General features: G+C 47.4%; 13 protein-coding genes and 1 pseudogene. 8 read left to right on the top strand and 6 right to left on the bottom strand.

Annotated features, from left to right (window positions below):
- Window positions 1–90: 90 nt before the first annotated feature.
- The 7 genes from B853_RS05090 (at window position 91) to B853_RS25930 (ending at window position 6,757) form a co-directional block, all read left to right on the top strand.
- Window positions 91–957, top strand: a complete 867-nt coding sequence (locus B853_RS05090) for a DUF72 domain-containing protein (protein WP_038885840.1) — start codon at window positions 91–93, stop codon at window positions 955–957.
- A gap of 104 nt (window positions 958–1,061) precedes the next feature.
- A complete protein-coding gene (cmoA, locus tag B853_RS05085) occupies window positions 1,062–1,799 on the top strand; it encodes a carboxy-S-adenosyl-L-methionine synthase CmoA (RefSeq protein ID WP_005426299.1) in 738 nt (245 codons plus the stop codon).
- Window positions 1,800–1,983: 184 nt separating this feature from the next.
- Window positions 1,984–2,955, top strand: coding sequence for a tRNA 5-methoxyuridine(34)/uridine 5-oxyacetic acid(34) synthase CmoB (cmoB, locus tag B853_RS05080; RefSeq protein ID WP_010447263.1), 972 nt, complete (start codon window positions 1,984–1,986; stop codon window positions 2,953–2,955).
- A gap of 221 nt (window positions 2,956–3,176) precedes the next feature.
- Complete coding sequence (locus B853_RS05070) at window positions 3,177–3,923, top strand: ATP-dependent zinc protease family protein (RefSeq protein ID WP_038885839.1); 747 nt, start codon at window positions 3,177–3,179, stop codon at window positions 3,921–3,923.
- Window positions 3,924–3,934: 11 nt separating this feature from the next.
- Complete coding sequence (locus tag B853_RS05065) at window positions 3,935–5,440, top strand: inactive transglutaminase family protein (RefSeq protein ID WP_010447259.1); 1,506 nt, start codon at window positions 3,935–3,937, stop codon at window positions 5,438–5,440.
- A 3-nt stretch (window positions 5,441–5,443) separates the two neighbouring features.
- The gene (locus tag B853_RS05060; protein WP_010447257.1) at window positions 5,444–6,412 is read left to right on the top strand and encodes an alpha-L-glutamate ligase-like protein; all 969 of its coding nucleotides are present in this window, start codon (window positions 5,444–5,446) and stop codon (window positions 6,410–6,412) included.
- A gap of 195 nt (window positions 6,413–6,607) precedes the next feature.
- A complete protein-coding gene (locus tag B853_RS25930; protein ID WP_088881076.1) occupies window positions 6,608–6,757 on the top strand; it encodes a hypothetical protein in 150 nt (49 codons plus the stop codon).
- A gap of 80 nt (window positions 6,758–6,837) precedes the next feature.
- Here the strand turns inward: B853_RS25930 and B853_RS05055 are convergent, their stop codons facing one another.
- The 3 genes from B853_RS05055 to B853_RS05045 form a co-directional block, all read right to left on the bottom strand.
- Window positions 6,838–8,478, bottom strand: coding sequence for a GMC family oxidoreductase (locus B853_RS05055; RefSeq protein ID WP_038885837.1), 1,641 nt, complete (start codon window positions 8,476–8,478; stop codon window positions 6,838–6,840).
- Entirely contained in the window at window positions 8,465–10,030 is a 1,566-nt protein-coding gene (locus tag B853_RS05050; RefSeq protein WP_038885836.1) for a long-chain-fatty-acid--CoA ligase, read from the bottom strand. The genes B853_RS05055 and B853_RS05050 overlap by 14 nt, the downstream gene beginning before the upstream one ends.
- Before the next feature lie 81 nt (window positions 10,031–10,111).
- Window positions 10,112–11,602: a coniferyl aldehyde dehydrogenase gene (locus tag B853_RS05045; RefSeq protein WP_038885835.1), complete on the bottom strand. Its 1,491-nt coding sequence runs from the start codon at window positions 11,600–11,602 to the stop codon at window positions 10,112–10,114.
- A gap of 165 nt (window positions 11,603–11,767) precedes the next feature.
- Here B853_RS05045 and B853_RS05040 point away from each other — a divergent pair.
- Window positions 11,768–12,801: pseudogene (locus tag B853_RS05040) on the top strand (AraC family transcriptional regulator).
- A 63-nt stretch (window positions 12,802–12,864) separates the two neighbouring features.
- Here the strand turns inward: B853_RS05040 and mukB are convergent.
- Genes mukB through mukF form a run of 3 tightly spaced genes read right to left on the bottom strand, consistent with a single transcriptional unit; the run spans window position 12,865 to window position 19,374 of the window.
- Window positions 12,865–17,328 (bottom strand): chromosome partition protein MukB, encoded by a 4,464-nt coding sequence (gene mukB / locus B853_RS05035; protein WP_038885854.1) that lies wholly within the window; start codon window positions 17,326–17,328, stop codon window positions 12,865–12,867.
- A 2-nt stretch (window positions 17,329–17,330) separates the two neighbouring features.
- Window positions 17,331–18,056 carry a chromosome partition protein MukE gene (mukE, locus tag B853_RS05030; RefSeq protein ID WP_038885832.1) on the bottom strand — a complete coding sequence of 242 codons (726 nt, stop codon included), beginning with the start codon at window positions 18,054–18,056 and terminating at the stop codon, window positions 17,331–17,333.
- Window positions 18,037–19,374, bottom strand: a complete 1,338-nt coding sequence (gene mukF / locus B853_RS05025; protein WP_009707095.1) for a chromosome partition protein MukF — start codon at window positions 19,372–19,374, stop codon at window positions 18,037–18,039. Before mukF ends, mukE begins: the two co-directional genes overlap by 20 nt.
- Window position 19,375: the final 1 nt, after the last annotated feature.

Below are 19,375 nucleotides of genomic sequence, written 5' to 3'. Positions count from 1 at the left end.
CGAAAAAATTGATGGGGATTATAGCGTGAAATTACCTATTTCAGCAAAACTCTCGTAAAGTGGGCTCAGGAAAAAACGTAAAGCAAAGATATGGATAATTTACCCCTTCGACTTGGATTAACCATGTGGTCGCACAACCAATGGCAACAGAGCTTTTATGGCAGTGGAACCAAGCCTGCAGAGCGACTCGAAAAATACGCGCAGGTGTTCCATACCGTAGAAGGCAACACCACTTTTTATGCCACACCAACGCTCAACACGGTGCAAAACTGGAAAGCCGCGACTCACGACAAATTCAAATTCACCTTTAAGTTGCCAAAAGCCATTACTCATGAGCAGATGCTCCGAGGTTGTGACGAACAGTTGCGTGACTTTATGAAAGTCATGGAACCGCTTCATGAGCGTGTCGGGCAATGGACGATTCAGCTCCCCGCCGCTTTTGGTCCCGAGCACCTTGATCGCCTAAAGAAGTTCTGTGCCTGCTTTCCACCGAATTTCCCACTTGGGGTGGAAGTTCGCCATATGGCGTTTTTCTCCAAAGGTGAAGAAGAGCGTGCGCTAAACCAGTGGCTATTAGAAAGTGGCATTGACCGCATTATTATGGATAGTCGCCCAGTGTTTGCCGCGCAGCCGACGACCGAAGCGGTGATTGACGCCCATCAGAAAAAGCCGCGCGTCCCGGTGCATGCTATAGCAACGGCCAAGCACCCAATGATTCGTTTTATCGGTCATCCAGACATGGACGACAACTTACGCTTTTTCGAACCTTGGTTGAAGAAGCTGCCGATGTGGATTGAACAAGGTATTCAACCGTACTTGATGATTCACACGCCAGATAACGTCTTAGCGCCAGAACTGGCTGAAAAGCTCTATAAACAGCTACAACTTAAGCTCTCCCTGCCAGATTTGTCTTCGTTTCCTGCCAACGATGGCAACTCGCAAATACAGATGTTTTAGGTATCCGTATAATTAAGAAAATGACAGAGGCGCGAATTTCCCATAAAATACGCGCCTTTTTTGATGCCTGACGTTTCAGGCAGCTTGTATGCAGAGATTTGGTTATGAACCCTAAGAGCAATCCAGATACTATTTTTTCGGCTCCAATCGATAAAATTGGGGATTTCACGTTCGATGAACGCGTAGCGGAAGTTTTCCCTGACATGATTCAACGATCGGTGCCGGGTTACAGCAACATCATTTCTGCAATTGGTATGTTGGCAGAGCGTTTTGTTAAGCCTCACTCAAACATCTATGACCTCGGTTGTTCTTTGGGTGCTGCTACGCTTTCGATGCGCCGTCATATCAAACAAGAAGGTTGCCAAATCATTGCAGTGGACAACTCTCCTGCGATGGTTGAGCGCTGTAAGCTTCACGTCAACGCGTACCGCAGTGATACGCCAGTTGACGTGGTAGAGGCAGACATTCGTAATATCGAAATCGAAAATGCGTCCGTTGTGGTGCTGAACTTCACGCTGCAGTTCCTTTCTCCAGAAGATCGCTATGCGCTACTAGAAAAAATCTACGCGGGCCTGCGCCCAGGCGGTATTTTGATTCTGTCGGAAAAGTTCGTATTTGAAGATGAAGTATCCAACGAGCTGTTGATTGACCTTCACCACGACTTTAAACGTGCGAATGGCTACAGCGAACTAGAAATCAGCCAAAAACGCAGCGCGATTGAAAACGTGATGCGTCCTGATTCAAAGAAAGACCACAAAGAGCGTTTCGCAGAAATTGGTTTCTCAAGCTACGACGTTTGGTTCCAATGCTTTAACTTCGGTTCGATGTTTGCGATTAAATAAGCTTCGCAACACAGTTCGCTCTCATTAGGACGTCATCCTCAAGAGCGAGGAACGAGTGAGTTGGGTTCCCTTATCAAAAACGATAAAAACCGAGATTCCCTATCACTTTCGTCCCTCACTGTAGGGAATGACACATTTAACTTTTACCCAGGGTCTGCTGACTCCATAAACTCAGTGAAAAACTATGTTTAATTTTGCTAATTTTTATCAGTTAATCGCTCAAGACACTCGTCTTCAGCCGTGGCTAAACGTATTACCTCAACAGTTAACAGATTGGCAAAATGCTGAGCATGGTGACTTTGGTCGCTGGCTGAAAGCACTGAACAAGATCCCACAAGGTGCACCAAACCAAGTGGACATCAAAAATTCAGTGACCATCAGCAACGATACGCCTTTCCATGAAGGTGAGCTTAAAAAGCTTGAGAGCCTACTGCGTACGTTCCACCCTTGGCGCAAAGGTCCGTACACAGTGCACGGTATTCATATTGATACCGAGTGGCGCAGTGACTGGAAATGGGATCGCGTTCTTCCGCACATCTCGCCACTGAAAAACCGCAGCGTACTCGATGTGGGTTGTGGTAACGGTTACCACATGTGGCGCATGCTGGGTGAAGGTGCACGCTTAACGGTCGGTATCGACCCTTCTCATCTGTTCCTTATTCAATTCGAAGCCATTCGCAAGCTAATGGGTGATGATCAACGTGCGCACCTATTGCCACTGGGTATTGAGCAGCTGCCTAAGCTAGAAGCGTTCGACACCGTATTTAGCATGGGCGTGCTTTACCACCGTCGTTCGCCACTGGATCACTTGGTACAGCTAAAAGACCAGTTGGTATCAGGTGGTGAGCTTGTTCTGGAAACACTCGTTATCGAAGGCGATGAGAACGCGGTATTGGTTCCGACGTCTCGCTACGCGCAAATGCGTAACGTGTACTTCTTCCCGTCAGCGAAAGCACTGAAAGTGTGGTTAGAGTTGGTTGGCTTTAAAGATGTTCGTATCGTAGATGAAAACGTGACTTCTGTTGGCGAGCAGCGCACAACAGACTGGATGACGCATAACTCTCTACCGGATTACCTTGATCCAAACGACCCTAGCAAAACAGTTGAAGGTTACCCTGCCCCTCGCCGTGCGGTACTTGTGGCAACTAAGCCATAATTAACTGAGATTTCTGACATTGTCTTAACTCACTCCCTCCGTTAAGACATTAACCTCTTTTCAATTCCAGTTAAGGATGCATATCGCATCCTTAATTTTTTGCTATTTGTCGCTATTCCTCACTATATAAGACAATCGAAAAGATTCTTACTTGTGAGCCTTTAGCGATATACGCTAAACTCTTAAAAAACAAACAACTTAATCCAGCCCCAAGGTTTTCAATGTTTATACGATTGACTCCGATTGTTGTAGTCGCGCTACTATCCGGATGTACGCTTACCAAAGGTGAACAGTACCACCAAGAAACATTAGCGGCCATCCAAGCCTCAGAGACCAACTTTAACAACAAAATTAGTAATTTAGAGCTTCAACTTAGTAACCAGTCTGACTATATAGAAAGCCTAGAGGGTCAAGTTGACAAGTTAGAAGGTGAACTTTCCAACTTTCGCAAAGAAGCGATGGATGAAGTAAGAAAGCCAAAAGATCCGATCATCGTCCAAGCACCAGCTCCAATTCAAGCTACACCAACTCATGACATCGTCCTTGGTTCTATTGAACGCGTTACGATTGATTCCATTAAACAAACCTTCGATGCGCGTGTTGACACTGGTGCAGCCACGTCTTCACTAAATGCCGTTGATATCGAAGAGTTCGAAAGAAACGGAAAAAACTGGGTTCGTTTCCACCTAGAAGACAGCACTAAGTCAAAAGACGAGCAGCAAGCTTGGATTGAAGCACCTATCATCCGTTACGTAAAAATCCGTCAAGCGACCACTGAAGAATTAGAACGACGCGCAGTTGTAGAACTTTGGGTGCGCGTTGGAAAAATTCATGAAAAAGCGCAATTTACGTTGGCAGATCGCTCTCAAATGAACCATCCTGTGTTACTAGGTAGAGAGTTTATGCGTGACATCGCACTTGTTGATGTGAGCCGTAAATACATCCAAACACAAGAAGATAAAAAATAATAAGGTAGATTATGACGTCAAAAATACCGTTTTATCTGTCTGTCATCTTATTGGTGGCAGCGGGTATCGCTTTGAGTGTTTTCAGACACCAAAATTACGGCGTTCCTTGGACTCCAGGAGAAACACGCCAAATTTGGGATGTCGAGGCTCGAATCGAGTTCAATGCCAATGGTAATGAAGTTAAAGCTTCGTTAGCTGCACCTCATACTCAAAACGGCTATACACTTATTGGTGAATCCGCCTCATCTCCAGGCTACGGCGTATCATACGTTAATACAGATTCTGGTCGTCGAGCTGAGTGGTCGATTCGTCAAGCGACGGGGCCACAAACTATCTACTATAAAGCACAGTTTCTTGTTGACCCACAAGCGAAAGTGACTCCTATTCCACCAACAGGTGATATTGTCCCTCCTACGTTATCGGCACCACAGCAGGCAGCGGCCAACGCACTGATCGAAAGAGCAATGAGCCGTTCCGCAGACAATGTTACGTTCGCTCGTGAACTGATCAAAACATTAAACGATCCTGACAGTCAAAACGCTGCGTTAATCCTCAATGATTTTGACCGAACTGATGCTCTACACAAAATGTTACTCAGCGCTGGAGTGCAGAGTAAAATTGTTGGCGTTATTGAGCTAGAAGATGGGCGCCGTCGCCAAGCTATTCAACAAATGGTTCAAGTGTGGTCTGGAGAGGAGTGGGTTCTGTTCTCACCAAACTCCGAGCAAGCGGCAGCACAGCCTAACCTTCTAGTTTGGGATGAATCTAACGTCTCGCTGCTTGATCTCATTGGTGGTCAAAATAGCCAAGTCCACTTCTCGATGATCAAACAAGAAGTGACTGCACAACAAGCAACTAACAACAAAGTCGAAGCGGACGGTCTACTCAACCTATCGATTCATAGCTTACCTCTTGAAGAACAAGCGATGTTTAAGACCATCATGCTGATTCCAATTGGTGCGCTTATCGTTGTGTTCCTACGTGTGATTATCGGCCTTAAAACATCCGGTACCTTCATGCCCGTCCTTATCGCAGTAGCGTTTGTACAAACGCAGCTTGTGACTGGTATTGTTGGCTTCCTATTGATTGTTGGTACAGGTCTCATAATCCGAAGCTACCTCTCGAGGCTAAACTTACTTCTGGTAGCCCGGATATCCGCAGTAATCATCACCGTAATCATGATTATCTCTGTGTTCACGGTTGTGGCCTTTAAGATTGGTCTGACAGAAGGCTTAACCATTACCTTCTTCCCAATGATCATTTTGTCATGGACTATCGAACGTATGTCGATTCTATGGGAAGAGGAAGGCGCGAAAGAAGTTGCCCTTCAAGGTGGCGGTTCACTCCTAACTGCGGTACTGGTTTACTTGGCAATGACTAACACCTACATCCAGCACCTAACGTTTAACTTTATCGGCCTACAGCTTATTGTTCTGGCTGGCATTCTACTACTAGGTACATACACAGGTTACCGTCTAACTGAGTTACGTCGCTTTAAACCACTAGCGGAGGACTAAACGATGTTTGAACGTTTTACTTCGCCAGCCAAGCTTCGCCATAAAGGTATTATGGGGATGAACAAACGCAACCATAGTTACATTGGTCGCTACAATGATCGTTCCAAATATCCACTGGTTGATGACAAGCTGAAAACCAAAATTATTGCAGAAGCCGCAGGGGCAACTGTCCCTGCCCTGATTGGCGTGATCCACAACCAAGCAGAAGTAAAGACCATTCATAAGATGGTCGAAAAATGGCCTGGCTTTGTTATCAAGCCCGCACAAGGCAGTGGTGGTAAAGGTATTTTGGTCATTACGTCGCATAAAGACGGTGTTTATACCAAACCATCCGGTGCTACCTGCAATAAAGAAGAGGTGGAGCGTCACATTAGTAACGCCCTAGCAGGCCTTTTCTCTCTTGGCGGTAAGAACGATGTAGCCGTAGTTGAGAACTTGATTAAGTTTGATGACTGTTTCGATGGTTTCAGTTATGAAGGTGTGCCAGACGTACGAATCATCGTGTTCAAAGGCTACCCTGTGATGGCAATGATGCGTTGCTCTACAGCAGCTTCTGATGGCAAAGCTAACCTTCACCAAGGTGCGGTTGGCGTTGGTATCGACATCGCGACAGGCAAAGCCATTCGTGCGGTACAGTTTGACCAACCCGTCACTCACCACCCAGATACTGGGAAAGACTTGTCTACACTGCAAGTGCCTCACTGGGAGCGTTTACTAGAACTTGCTTCCAGCGCGTGGGAGATGACTGGACTGGGATATATGGGTACCGATATGGTTTTGGACAAAGAAGAAGGTCCAATGGTGTTGGAGCTAAATGCTCGCCCAGGCTTGGCCATCCAAATAGCAAACGGGGCAGGTCTGCTTCCTCGTCTAAGACACATCGAAAATCTGGGCACTCCTGCCGAGTACCCAAAACCTAAAGAGCGAGTGGCCTATGCCGCAGAGCAGTTTGGGGTTAAATCTCAATTCTAACTAAGAGCCAGCCTGAGAGCTGGCTCTTTTTTTTACTAACTCTCTCAGTAACCCTTACAAAGCAAATGAGCTTATTTGCACACTTTTACTTTGTTAAATGATCAAGCTAACATTTTAGTCATTAATCATTTCTTTTTATCCTCGAAATTTGTCTATGATTATAGCTCCCCTAACTCAACTCAGAGAGGTTGGGCAATGCATACGACAAATGCAGATAATAATAATACCATCCCTGAGAATGACGATATTGATGAGCAGCTTCAACGTTTGTCAGAAATCTCATTCCAAGCACTTAATGAACTCGCTGAAATGATCGAAAAAGGAAAAGATTATTCAGACGAGTAGCACTTTGCTGCCATGCAATAAAATAAGCCGAGCCTGTTGCCCTACAGACTCGGCTTAATTCATTCAGGGAGATAACTACACTAACCCATTTGCGCCGCTTGCATTTCAACTTCCTGACTGTCTGCATATTCCGCTTTTATCTTATCTGAGACTTTCTCGGCTATCATGATGGTTGGTGCATTGGTATTCCCGCCCACCAGCGTCGGCATAATAGAGGCATCGACAACTCTCAGTGCCTCCAAGCCATACACCTTAAGCTCGTTATCAACCACAGCCAAAGGATCCGTCTCCATTCCCATTTTACAGGTGCCAATTGGATGGTATTGGGTATCGGCTCGATTACGGATATCCTGCTCAATGGCGCTATCATCGCAGGCATCCACCGGATAGAAGTTTTCGCCGCGAATCTCTGCGAACGCATCACTCTCTAACATTTGATGCTGCTTCTTCCAACCTTTGATCATGATTTCCATGTCTTCGGGGTGGCTGAAAAACGCCGGGTCGATACGCGGCTCATCATAGGGATTGATGCTATTAAGCTTCACTGTGCCAGTGCTCTTGGGGCGTAATAAAGTCACATGAGAGCTAAAGCCATGACTCAGGTGCATTTTACGGGCGTGGTCATCAACAACGGCAACCACAAAAACAAACTCTAAATCTGGGACCATGACATCTTCATCCGAACAGAGAAAACCAATGCCCTCAGCAAAGTTACTGCTCATTTTCCCGTTACGGTTTTTCATCCACTGCGGTAACGCTTTAGTCATTTCCGTTGCCATTTGCAGCGAAACACCAAACGTGTCGCGCTTAGCCGAGCATCGATAAGTGTGCACTAGATCGATATGATCTTGTAGATTCTCACCTACTCCAGGCAATTCGTGTACTTGATCGATTCCGTGAGTGTCGAGATCTTTCTTAGCACCAACACCTGAGAGCATTAGGATTTGCGGTGAGCCAAATGCACCTGCAGAGAGAATCACCTCTTTGTTGCACTTGAGCTGAAAGCTGTGCCCTTTCAGGCCGTATTCCACACCAATCGCTCGTTTACCTTCAAACAATACTTTATGCGTGGTCGCCTTAGTGATAACGGTCAGATTAGGTCTGTTCAGGTTGGGCGTCAGATAACCTTTGGCGGCACTGCATCGCTCACCATTGATTTGTGTTACTTGGGTTTGCATAGCACCCAATTGCTCGGCACCATTTATATCTAGGTTGCGTGGAATACCGATAGACTCACACGCCTCTAAGTAGCGATCTAAGAGCCCACTCGGCGAGCGTAAGTTAGCGACATTAAGCGGACCACCTTGCCCATGGAATTCATCATGATGAACTTCGTTGTTTTCCGCTTTCTTGAAGTACGGCAAGCAATCTTGATAGCTCCACCCTTCATTACCAAGGCTTGCCCACAAGTCATAATCATATCGGTGACCTCGGGCATACATCATCGCATTGATGGAACTCGAACCACCGAGTGTCTTGCCCCTCGGCTGATAGCCTTTACGACCATTCAAGCCCGCTTGAGGAACCGTTTCAAAACCCCAATTGTTTATCTTGGTCGGCATCATGGCAACCACACCAACGGGTGTATGGATAAAAGGGCTTGAATCTGTGCCACCCGCTTCCAATAAACAAACGGTGACATTAGGATCTTCGGTGAGGCGAGACGCTAAAACACAACCAGCTGAACCGCCACCAACGACGATAAAATCATACTTGTCCATTTTCGACCTCCACAAAGTCTAAAGGATGAAGCTCTCGTTTTAAAATCTTGCCAGTTGCTGTCATCGGCAGTGCTTTACGGATAAATACACGACGCGGGTACTTGTAATCGGCCAGTTGCTCACGACACCACGCAACCAGAGCATCGGGGCAACAATGCGCATCTTGATGAAGCACGACATGGGCATGTACTTCTTCACCTAGGCGGTCATCATGCTCACCAACGACGGCCACCATTTCTACATCGGGGTGGCACATCAAGACTTCTTCAATCTCACGCGGATACACGTTGTAGCCACCGCGAATAATCATGTCTTTGACGCGGTCGACGATAAACAAATTGCCGTGCTCATCCACACGTCCAATATCACCAGTTAAGAACCAACCATCACGTAACGCATCGCGTGTTGCTTCTGGTCGTCCGTAATAGCCTTTCATCACACTCGGGCTTTTTATGCAGACTTCGCCTAATTCCCCAACGGCTTGGGCGTGTCCTTTTACATCGGCAATCTTAATCACGTAGCCACATAAGGGCTGTCCAACACTCCCCGGGAGTCGATCACCATCAATATGATTAAATGTCGCTACTGGCGCGGTTTCTGACAGCCCATAGCCTTCCAACACAGGAAGCTCGAAGCGCTGTTCAAACTGACGAATCACTTCTACTGGCATAGAGGCACCACCCGATACACCTAACCGAAGGCTGTGCTTCACTAACTCTGAATGTTCCGGAGATTGCTCACCTGCTCTTAGCAGTGCGATATACATGGTTGGCACACCAGCGAACACGCTGACTTTGTGCTGGATAATTTGCTCAATCACGAACTTCGGCTCAAAGCGTGGAATCAAGACCATGGTAGAGCCTGTCAGCACGCTGGCATTCATCATCACGGTTTGCCCAAAGCTGTGGAATAGCGGCAAGGTCGCCATGGTTGTATCGCTGTATTCCAGACGCATCAGGTACTGGGAGGACATGGCGTTGGTTAGCATATTGGTGTGGGATAATTCAGCCCCTTTTGGCTGTCCTGTGGTACCGGAGGTATAAAGGATCACTGCGGTGTCATCACCATTTCTCGTTACCGATTCGAAACTCTCATGCTCTTCAGCAAGCCAAGAGTCTATTGCATGTTCTCCTTCCTCGCATTGAGCAGAGAGCGAGATAAAATATTCGCACTGCTCGGCCTGAGAAAATCCTTGCCTGCCATAGCTCCCCATTGGTAATTCTTCGCTTCCTTCAAGGCAAAAGTACGCTTTAGCATCAGAGTCATTGAGGTGATACGCAATCTCACGGCCTTTAAACAGCACATTCAAAGGCACGACCACACAACCTGCTTTTAAAATGCCGTAATACACCATGGGGAAGTAAGTGATGTTTGGACAAGACAGCGCGACTTTATCTCCAACTTGGAGTCCCAGTCGTTTCAAGTTGGCAGCTATGTTGCCTGCGAATTTGTCGAGTGAAGCGTAGCTAATTTCATCATCGCCCATCCTGAGCGCCACTTTTGAAGGGAAGAGCGCAGCACTGCGCTCCAGATTGACAGCAAGGTTATGCATCCATGATCTCCTTTGGTCGCAAGGCAGCCAGCGAGCACTGGCTGCTGAAGATTCTTTGTGTAGAGAGGTAAGAATTGAGGGTTACGAGTGCTTGTTTAAGTCTGAGTCGGGTTTACCTACAAACACGCGCAGCACCAGCTTTTGCACCATGTTGCCGTATGGCGGTGCAAACAATTGGATTGGGAACCAATCGCGCATTTTTAGCACTGTGCGCGCGTGGCTGAGTTCGCGGAAACCTTCTTCGCCATGGTAATTGCCAATACCTGAGTTGCCCACACCACCAAATGGCACAGAGTGATTAAGGACATGCCATCCCCAGTCATTGATAGTTACACCACCGCTGTGGGTCTGAGTAAGCAAGGTTTCACGTTGTTCTGAGTTGTTGCTAAACAGATAGCAAGCCAGTGGTCGAGGTCTTTGGACGATATATTGAATCACTTCGTCGATTGAGCGATAGGTATGAACAGGTAATAGTGGACCAAAGATCTCTTCTTGGCAGATACGCATTTCGGGAGTCAGGTTGGTAGCGATGTACAACGGTGTTTTTCGCCCTTCACCATAGTCGAGGCATTGAGTGATGATCGCCCCCTTCTCGCGTGCATCATCGAGCAAATCATGGAAGCGTTTATGCTGTGCATCATCCACCAATGCAGTGTAATCCTGATTGGCTTTAATTTCGCCGTACATGTTCTGATGAGCAAGCTTTAACGCCTCGACAAAAGCGTCTTGCTTACCTTCCGGCACAAAGGCGTAATCTGGCGCAATACAGATTTGGCCAGAGTTAAAGCCTTTGCCGTGGGCGATACGCTCTGCTGATTTCGCAACGTCATAATCATCAAATACCACCACGGGTGATTTGCCCCCTAGCTCCAAGGTCACAGGAGTGAGATTGGCAGCAGCGTTAGCCTTGATGATCTTGCCGCTTGCTGGCGATCCAGTGAACACTAGATGATCAAAAGGCAGATGAGAGATTTCCATCGCCTCTGGATGATTCCCCTCAACAATGCGGACCAAGTTGTCTGGATAAATCTCAGCGAGCATGCGACGCAGCTGTCGAGTCGTCTCAGGGCAGTTTGGTGGCATCTTGATCATGCAACGGTTACCAGCCGCTAACGCCGTGATCATTGGGCCAATGGAAAGATAAAGAGGAAAGTTCCAAGGACAGATAATCCCGACCACGCCTTTCGGCTGATATCGAACTTCCAATTTATTGCCTTTGAACAGCCACTCAGTAGGCCTACGACTTGGCTTCATCCAGCTTTTTAAGTGACGGACAACGTGGTTGATATCGAGGATAGGAGCAAGTATGTCAGCCATAACAGACTCAGTGTGACAACGACCTCCAAAATCTTGGCTCATTGCTTGTGCCAATACATCTTGGTATCGAGAAAGTTGCTTCTTCAGTGCCAATAAACGATGCTTTCTCACTGCATAGCTCGCTGCTGGTTCTGCTTGATAAGCGGCTTGTAACTCAGCAAACCACATTTCAAGTTCGTTCACTGTCGAATCATTAGTAGCAATCATTCCTTGATCACGCTGTACATCCGTATCTTGCTTAGCCAGTACATTCATGTTTCTCTCCTACTGTGCAATTTATTCAATTACAACATTTTGATAACATGAGGCACAGGTTACAAAAAGACAAAAAACGGTGATATTCGGACAGCTTTGAGACAAGCATGACTGAATACCATCCCAATACCCGCTAGGATTGATCTGAATGTAAAGGGGGCAATGATGGAATACACCGCAGTTTATGAGCCAGATACCGAATCCTGTGGTGTTTTGGACTTGCAGCTACTTACTCGCTACCTTCAGCCTCTGTGAAAGTGGGAACGTTACTTGAAGGCAGTGGCATTAGTGCCCCCGAACTTTATGCCCCGGACACACACATCACCCTCGCACAAAAGCTGGTGATTTTTAGCAATGCCCTCGTCCATTCTGATGAGCCAGGACTGGGGCTTGAAGTTGGACAACAAGCTCGTTTTAGTGACTTTGGTGTACTTGGGTATGCTGTGTTTAGTAGTAATACCTTACTCGATGCATTAATGATGGGCTTTAAGTATCTTCGGCTTGCAGGGCCGGTGTTAAAGAAAAAAATGTGGGTGGAAGATAACTCAGGATACTTTCGAGCTGAGCAGCTTATCGACCTACAATCCATTTTGCCTTTTTGCTGTGAATATTGGTTCGCGGCCATTCAAAGTTTGTGTGAAGAGGTAATGCAAAAACCTTTTCCCTCAAAATTGATTCGCTTCCCTTATCCGGAACCTGAACACAGCGAGCTATATGAACAAGTCTTCCATTGCAAAATAGAGTTCAACAGCGACCGTTTGGAATGGCAGTTCGATGCCACCAGCTTGTACGATCCGCTGCCAGCGGCGAACCCTATGACGCTGCAAATGTGTTTGAAATCTTGTGATGAAATGCTGGCCAAAGTAAGCGGTCATGTCAGTTTAAAAGAGAAGATCACACAAATGTTTCTCGAGCGGCCAGGTTGTTATCCCTCCATTGAGCAGTTGTCTGCCGAGTTGGGTATGTCTTCAAGAACGTTGCGACGTCATCTCAAATCGGAAGAAACCAGCTATCAGCAAATCCTTGATCATGTTCGCTTCCACTTAGCTCGTCATTACCTTGCGTCAACACAAATGAGCGTCGAAGAGATTTCGGAACGCATTGGTTTCTCAGACAGTGCCAACTTCCGTCATGCTTTTCGTAAATGGAGTGGCAACTCACCAAAGCAATATCGTCAAGAAGCGAATCTTACGACTTGAGCTTTGATACAACAGATACAAAAACGCCCGCGTTCATTGCGGGCGTTTTATTAGATTCGGAGTTTACGATTCAAACTCTTCAATCATCTCTTGCGCTTTAGTCTTAGGCTTATCCGTTTGACCAAAACCACGCAGACCCACTACGTGTACGTGCTCGTGGTCTTTAAACACCTTACGCACCAGTTTGTAGGTCGTACCTTTCTCTGGGCTGATGTTTTCTGGTGCCGCGATAAGAAGCTGCATATCCAGACGGTCACACAATTCGAACAATGTAGCGATCGATTTCGCATCCAGACGCGCGGCTTCATCCAAGAAGAGCAGACGACAAGGCACAATGTCTTTGCTGCGTAGACGACGAGACTCTTCTTCCCAGCTTTGAACAACCATTAGAAGGATTGACTGACCGGTACCGATCGCTTCACCTGTTGATAGCGCGCCAGACTCAGCCTGTAGCCAACCATCTGTACCACGGTTCACCTCAACACTTAGCTCTAGGTAGTTACGGTAATCCAGTAGCTCTTCACCCAGAACTTGAGGAGAACGTTGACCCATATCGATATGTGGGTTCACACGTTGGAACAGCTTCGCCATTGCTTCAGAGAAGGTAAAGCGAGTCGATTCAAACAGGTCTTTATGCTGCTCTTGTTGTGTTGCTAAACCGTTCAGTAGCACTTCGTGACTTTCACGGATCTTCACGTTTAGACGTACGCCCTTCACCTGACCGAACGAGATGTTCGACAAACCTTGGTTCAGCATACGGATACGGTTTTGCTCACGCTGAATCGTCTTCTTGATGATGCTCGCTACCGACTCAGAGCTGATCGCTAGGCGATTTTCACGTTGGGTTAGCTCTTCCGTTAGACGCGCTAGCTCTACTTCCATCTCTTCGATCGCTTCCACTGGATCATCAGTACGGATGATATCCTGACGAATGCGCTCACGAAGGTGTTGGTATACAGCAATGTAGAACAGAACTTTACGCTCTGGACGTGCGTTGTCTTCTGATAGACGCAGCGCATCACGAAGATCATCGTTGTTCGCAACCGCTAGACGCAGCGCACCCAATGATTTATCAGACATTGAACGCAGTTCATCCGCTGACATGTAAGCCAGTTCACGCTTGTGTAGACGACGCTCAACATCGTTCTCACGCGCCAGGCGAAGTACTGAACACCAACCAGCTTTCGCTGCAACCACGAAGGTACGCAACTCAACGTATTCTTTCTGAACTTTCTTCAGACGTTTCGCCAAGCCTTTCATCTCTAGTTCAGTAGAGGTGATCGTGCGCTCGTATTCGCTCTTACGGCTACGAGACGTGTGTAGACGCTCATGCAACTCATCACGACGACGCATTGCACGTTCTTCTGCACCTTCGTCCGCGTTAACGCCAAACTCTTGAAGTTCTTGTTTGAACTCTTGAACCGTTTCCAGTTTCGCTTGGTGTGAACTCTTCAATGATGCCAATACTTGGTTGTATTGGTTCATTTGACCTTGCGATTGCTTCAACTCTTCACGAGAGCGAGTACGCATTTGTTCAGCTTGAACCAATTTCGCTTTTAGCTGCTCACTCAGTTCGCTGCTCTTGTTCAGTAGGTCTACTGAATCTGAGTAAGCGAAGTAGTGGCGACGTTCAACGAGATCTGAAAGTGCAAAGATTTGCTTCTTAAGATCTTGTAGCTGTTCGTCTGCCGCTTTGTATTCTGCTTCTAGCGCATCGAATTGCTCTGGGTCGGCATCTAGAGCAACTGCGACTTTTTCCAGTTCCGCCACCGCTTTCGCGTGGTTATTTAGGAAAGCTTTTGCTTCTGAAAGCTGGGCGATTTTCTCTTCCAACTCGTCAAAGCGCGCTTGCAGCGATTCATCTTCAATCAACGCCATGTTTGGTGCTAGCTTGTCTAGAGAAGACAACGCTTGCTTGCTGGTTTGAAGCTGAGAACGTTGTTGTTGCTCTTTTGCATCCAGATCAGTCAGTACGCGGGCAATTTGGTTACGCTTGTCACGAATGGTTGCCAGTGCTTGCTCTGGGTCAGCTTCGAATGCTACTTGAATGTAGCTTGCCACAAACTGGTTGAACGCTTGGTACAGACGCTGCATTTTTTGCGAATCGAATGCTGCTTTCGCGTGCTTCTCAACCACTTCTTCACGTTCGTTACGTAGTAACTCTAAACGCTGCTCACGTGCCGCACGACCAAACAGTGGGATTTCAGGCAAGCGAGAGTAACGCATTTGGCGATCGTTCATGCGAACGCAAACCGCGCCTTCTAGCTCTTCTGCGTCGAATGAGCTGTCATCAAAGGCATCGATGTCACCTTCAATGATGTACAAGTCTTCTGGACAGTCGTCTAGTTCTACCAATTTCTCTTCGATACCAGACAGATCAGAAACGACGATAGCGTGACGAGCCGGACCGTACATCGCACTGAAGTAAGGCGCGTCATCAATAGTGATGTCATCGTAGATCTCAGACAGCAATACGCCGCCTAGAGTATCTGCCAAACCTTTCAGGCGAGGGTCGTTTGAACCACCAGGAGAAGCAAGACGCTCAATCTCAGTGTCAAGTTGGCTGCGACGCTCTGCCAGTTTGTCTTTCGCCAGAGAAAGAGTTTTCTCTTGCTCAAGCACCACTTGCATTTGGCTCATGACTGACTGGCTATCTTCTAGCTCAGCGCCACTTTGTTCACGCAGTTTTTCTAGCGCATCGTTCGCTGCAATCCACGTTGGAGCAATGGCTTCTAGCTTGTTGATTTCCGCCGCTGCATCTTGCTCTAGACGACGCTGTTCGCTGCGTTGTTCACGCACGTCTTCTTGCGTCATTTCTAGCGAGTCGATTTGCATCGCATGACGTTCACGCTCTTGTTCAAACGTGATTTCGTCAGTCAGTTCAACATGGAATTGCTTTTGGTATTCGTTGACTAGCTCGCGCGCTTGACGTTGCTGGTTAAGGCTACGCTCAAGGTCACGGTGCTGTGCACGCCATTGCTGTTCGTTTTGCGCGACTTGCTGAGATTCACGCGCTTTCGCTATTGCGGTTTTCGCATGTTCAGACGCGTCTTTACGCTCAACTTGACCAACGATGCTTTGTACCAGTTTAAGCGCGGTTTCGAACTGCTCTGCTGCCGCAGAAGACATGTCCAGTTTGTGCTTAACCGATAGCAACGCGTTGGTGCTTTCTGATTCTTTGCTCTTAAGCTCAGAGACAAGCGCTTGTGCCGATTCTGCCGTTAGGCTGTCATCGCCAAGTAGTTGCTTCGCTTTTTCCAGCGCTTGAACCGCTTGTTGGTATTGAAGGGCACGAGTTTGTTGAACGTCGAGTGCTTGTTGGTAGTCCGCCAGTTGCGTCTTAAGGCTATCCACCTCTTCTTCCGCAACGGTCGCTTGCTCTTCCACCATCATCACGCGTTCTTGCGCTTCTTCCACTACCATCATCTGTTCTTCAAGACGCTCACTCAGCTCTTCAAGATCTTCTTGGTAGCGTTCGATCTTCTCTTGCTGACGCAGTGCGTTTTGCACCAGTTGCAAGTGGTCAGAAGCCGCTTGGTAATCTTGCTCTAGCGCAGATTCCGACTCGATCAGCAGTTCTAGCTCTTCTTGAACACGGTTAAGCAGGTTGTTTTGCTCAACGAGAGTTTCACGAGAACCGAACAGCTCTGAACGTAATGACAGCGTTTTATCCAACTTGTTACGACGATCGTTCGCGTGACGCATGTAGTCCGCCGCCACGTAGTTAGTCGACTCTGTGATCAAGTGTTTGAACAAGTCACGGTCTGCTTGCGTGGTTTTGATCGCTTCTAGCGTCATGCGGTTTTCGCGCAGTGCTGATTCCATATCTTGGAACGCTTTCTTCACGCCGCCGTTTTGTGGCAGAAGGTAGTCACGAAGCGAGCGCGTGATTGCACTTGAGATACCACCGTAAAGCGATGCTTCGATCAGGCGGTAGAATTTAGAACGGTCACCAGAGTTACGCAGTTTCTTCGGAATCACACCGAATTCGAACATCTGCGAGTGGTAATCCACGATAGAAGAGAAGGCTTTAAATTGAACGCCTTCAAATTCTGCGATCGATTCTTTTACTTCATTGATTTGACGTACACGAGCTTGAGTCGCAGATACGCTTTCAACCAAGATATCCGTTGGTTTCACATGGCTTGGAAGACCTTGGATAACAAACGGTTTGATGTCTACTTTCTTATCACGACCCGCTACTTGCTGCAGTTTTACTGCAAACAATAGGCGTTGGTTACGTGAGTTCACCACATCTAGCGCCGCATAACATGCGCCCGGCTGTAACTTACCGTACAGACCTTTGTCGCGAGACGATTGGCTGCTGCCTGCTTCTGTGGTGTTACGGAAGTGCAGTAGCGTTTGGTCAGGAATCAATGCGGTGATGAATGCCGCCATTGTGGTTGATTTACCTGCACCGTTACCACCTGATAGCGTGGTGACCAGACCATCGATGTCAAACGTACGGGCAAAGAAGCCGTTCCAGTTGACCATGGTCAGCGATTGGTATTTACCGCGTTCAATCATGCTCATGCTTCACCCTCTTCTGTTGTTTCTTCTTGGGCTTGGTCGTCTTGATCTTCTTCAGACAATAGGCTGCCTTGGCTTGGCTCTTTGGTGTGCACTACCGCTTCACCATCACGGATCAGACGCAGCTGCGCTTCACGCATGTCATCGCCAATACGTACATCGGCACCAAAACGGAATACCGCTTCACTGATGCTGAATTTACCGGTTTCACCGATGTTGATGATCATGCCTAGGCGACGCAGACGACGAAGTGACGTACGTACTTTTTCAAACAGCTTTTCTTTATCAAGGTCAGAACCAGTCGCACGGTTCGTCACTAGCTTCATCAGCTTGTTTTCATCTGCTAGAGCAAGCAGTTCGTCGTACAGCTCTTGGTTATTGAAGATGCCTTCATGCGCAAGACGCTCTGGGCTTAGGTAAAGGAAACACAGTACCTTACCCACCAGCATGTCCAGTTCAGAAAGAACACTACGGCCAATCAGAGACGTTGAACGTGGACGAAGGTAGAAGAAACCTTCTGGCGCTTTCACCAATTCGGTGTTGTAGCGCTGGTAGAAAGAAGAAAGCTCAAGTTCGAAATCCGACAACAACGCGTGGTTGTCTAGATCTTCACTTGAGATATGACGCCCTGCTCGAAGCATGCTGTCTAGCGCTGGGAACAGAGGATTAGAAATTGCTTTTGCCAGATTTTCTGACATGTATTCATTAGTATCGGTCGATGACATTCGCTTGTACCTTTGCCCCAAATTCGTTGATTGCTTTCCAGTCTGGCTGAACAGCTTGGTAGTCGGATTCTGAGTAACCCAGACGTACCGCCTGATCAACGACAATGCGAGCTAAATCAAAGTGATGAGTGTATGGATGTTGTGCAAGGTAATCTCGCAGAACCACGCTCAAGTCGATTGGTGTGCCTTGATCTTTATGCGCTTTCAGCATGTCACCAATTCGCTCTGCCAACTCATCATTGACTTGTTGAAACTCTTCGTATTCTACTTCCATCGGAACTTGACCCGTCACCTCGTCATCACGCAGTACCAGGGCTTCATCACGAAGGTCAGAAAGCCTTTCCGCATCTGCATAAGTCAGATACCAAGGCGCATCGAAGTAATCTTTGACGGATTGACGCAGACGCGAGCTAAACGCACGGTTCTTATCCATATCGATCGCGGTACGGATAAACTTGTGTACGTGTCGGTCGTAACCAATCCAAAGGTCGATCGCTTGCTGGCCCCAGCTTGTGATTCGGTCCAGCTTCATTTGCAGACCAAATAAGGCTTCTTCGATGAACTCAAGCTCAGGATCGCCGTAAACAATTTCTTGAATATCTAGGATCTGAGTTTGCAGTTCATCACTGGCAGCTTGCAGCGTATCTTGAAGTTCACGCAACGTGCTCGATGTTTCTGACAGAAGTGCTTCACAGTTGTTGATCGCTTCACGCCAGTCTTTATTAAGCAGATCAGCAATCTGTTGTTTTACAGACTGTTGCTGCTCATCCATCACACGTTGGTTAAGGTCGATTTGATCGAAGATCTCGCCTACAGAATATTTCAAAATTCCGTAAACGTTTTTCTTCCAGTGGCCCGGAGTGCCACCCTTTTGTGCCGCTTCAATCGCTTTTGCCATTTCATCCGCTACCATGGATAGCTGGATAGAAAGACGTAGTTTCGAGAACTCGCGATGACGCACGTAGTAGTCGGTAATTCCTATCGCTAATGGCGACAAGCGGTAAATGCTCGCTCCGTCAGTAATCTCACTGACAAAACGGCTCATAAGACGCTGCTTAACCATCTCGTTGATGGCATTGTTCGCACGGAAAGCCGAAGCTTCGCCGGTCTCATCAAAAAGTCGAGTGACGATGGCAAATGCGTCGTGCAATTCACCTTCACCCAATTCTTCATCGAACCTTTCATTACTTAGTACAGCGATGGCAATCAAAAATGCCAATCGCTCAGTGGTCAGGTTCAACGAGAAATCGTGCTGCTTAACCCAGCCAACCAACTCATCGATTGGTTGCTCTGCAGCATTGAGAGTCATCTCACTCATC

Origin of the sequence: Vibrio rotiferianus CAIM 577 = LMG 21460, assembly GCF_002741985.1 — a bacterium.
GTDB classification, from domain to species: Bacteria; Pseudomonadota; Gammaproteobacteria; order Enterobacterales; family Vibrionaceae; genus Vibrio; species Vibrio rotiferianus.
Note: the sequence above shows the minus strand (reverse complement) of the source record. Positions and strands in the feature narration are given on the sequence as shown.

Excerpts from the sequence above, each read along its gene's own strand:
- mukF (WP_009707095.1), bottom strand. The coding sequence starts at position 19,374 with ATGAGTGAGATGACTCTCAATGCTGCAGAGCAACCAATCGATGAGTTG.
- B853_RS25930 (WP_088881076.1), top strand. The coding sequence starts at position 6,608 with ATGCATACGACAAATGCAGATAATAATAATACCATCCCTGAGAATGAC.
- B853_RS05045 (WP_038885835.1), bottom strand. The coding sequence starts at position 11,602 with ATGAATGTACTGGCTAAGCAAGATACGGATGTACAGCGTGATCAAGGA.
- B853_RS05090 (WP_038885840.1), top strand. The coding sequence starts at position 91 with ATGGATAATTTACCCCTTCGACTTGGATTAACCATGTGGTCGCACAAC.
- B853_RS05070 (WP_038885839.1), top strand. The coding sequence starts at position 3,177 with ATGTTTATACGATTGACTCCGATTGTTGTAGTCGCGCTACTATCCGGA.
- mukE (WP_038885832.1), bottom strand. The coding sequence starts at position 18,056 with ATGTCATCGACCGATACTAATGAATACATGTCAGAAAATCTGGCAAAA.
- B853_RS05060 (WP_010447257.1), top strand. The coding sequence starts at position 5,444 with ATGTTTGAACGTTTTACTTCGCCAGCCAAGCTTCGCCATAAAGGTATT.
- mukB (WP_038885854.1), bottom strand. The coding sequence starts at position 17,328 with ATGATTGAACGCGGTAAATACCAATCGCTGACCATGGTCAACTGGAAC.
- B853_RS05050 (WP_038885836.1), bottom strand. The coding sequence starts at position 10,030 with ATGCATAACCTTGCTGTCAATCTGGAGCGCAGTGCTGCGCTCTTCCCT.
- cmoB (WP_010447263.1), top strand. The coding sequence starts at position 1,984 with ATGTTTAATTTTGCTAATTTTTATCAGTTAATCGCTCAAGACACTCGT.
- B853_RS05065 (WP_010447259.1), top strand. The coding sequence starts at position 3,935 with ATGACGTCAAAAATACCGTTTTATCTGTCTGTCATCTTATTGGTGGCA.
- cmoA (WP_005426299.1), top strand. The coding sequence starts at position 1,062 with ATGAACCCTAAGAGCAATCCAGATACTATTTTTTCGGCTCCAATCGAT.
- B853_RS05055 (WP_038885837.1), bottom strand. The coding sequence starts at position 8,478 with ATGGACAAGTATGATTTTATCGTCGTTGGTGGCGGTTCAGCTGGTTGT.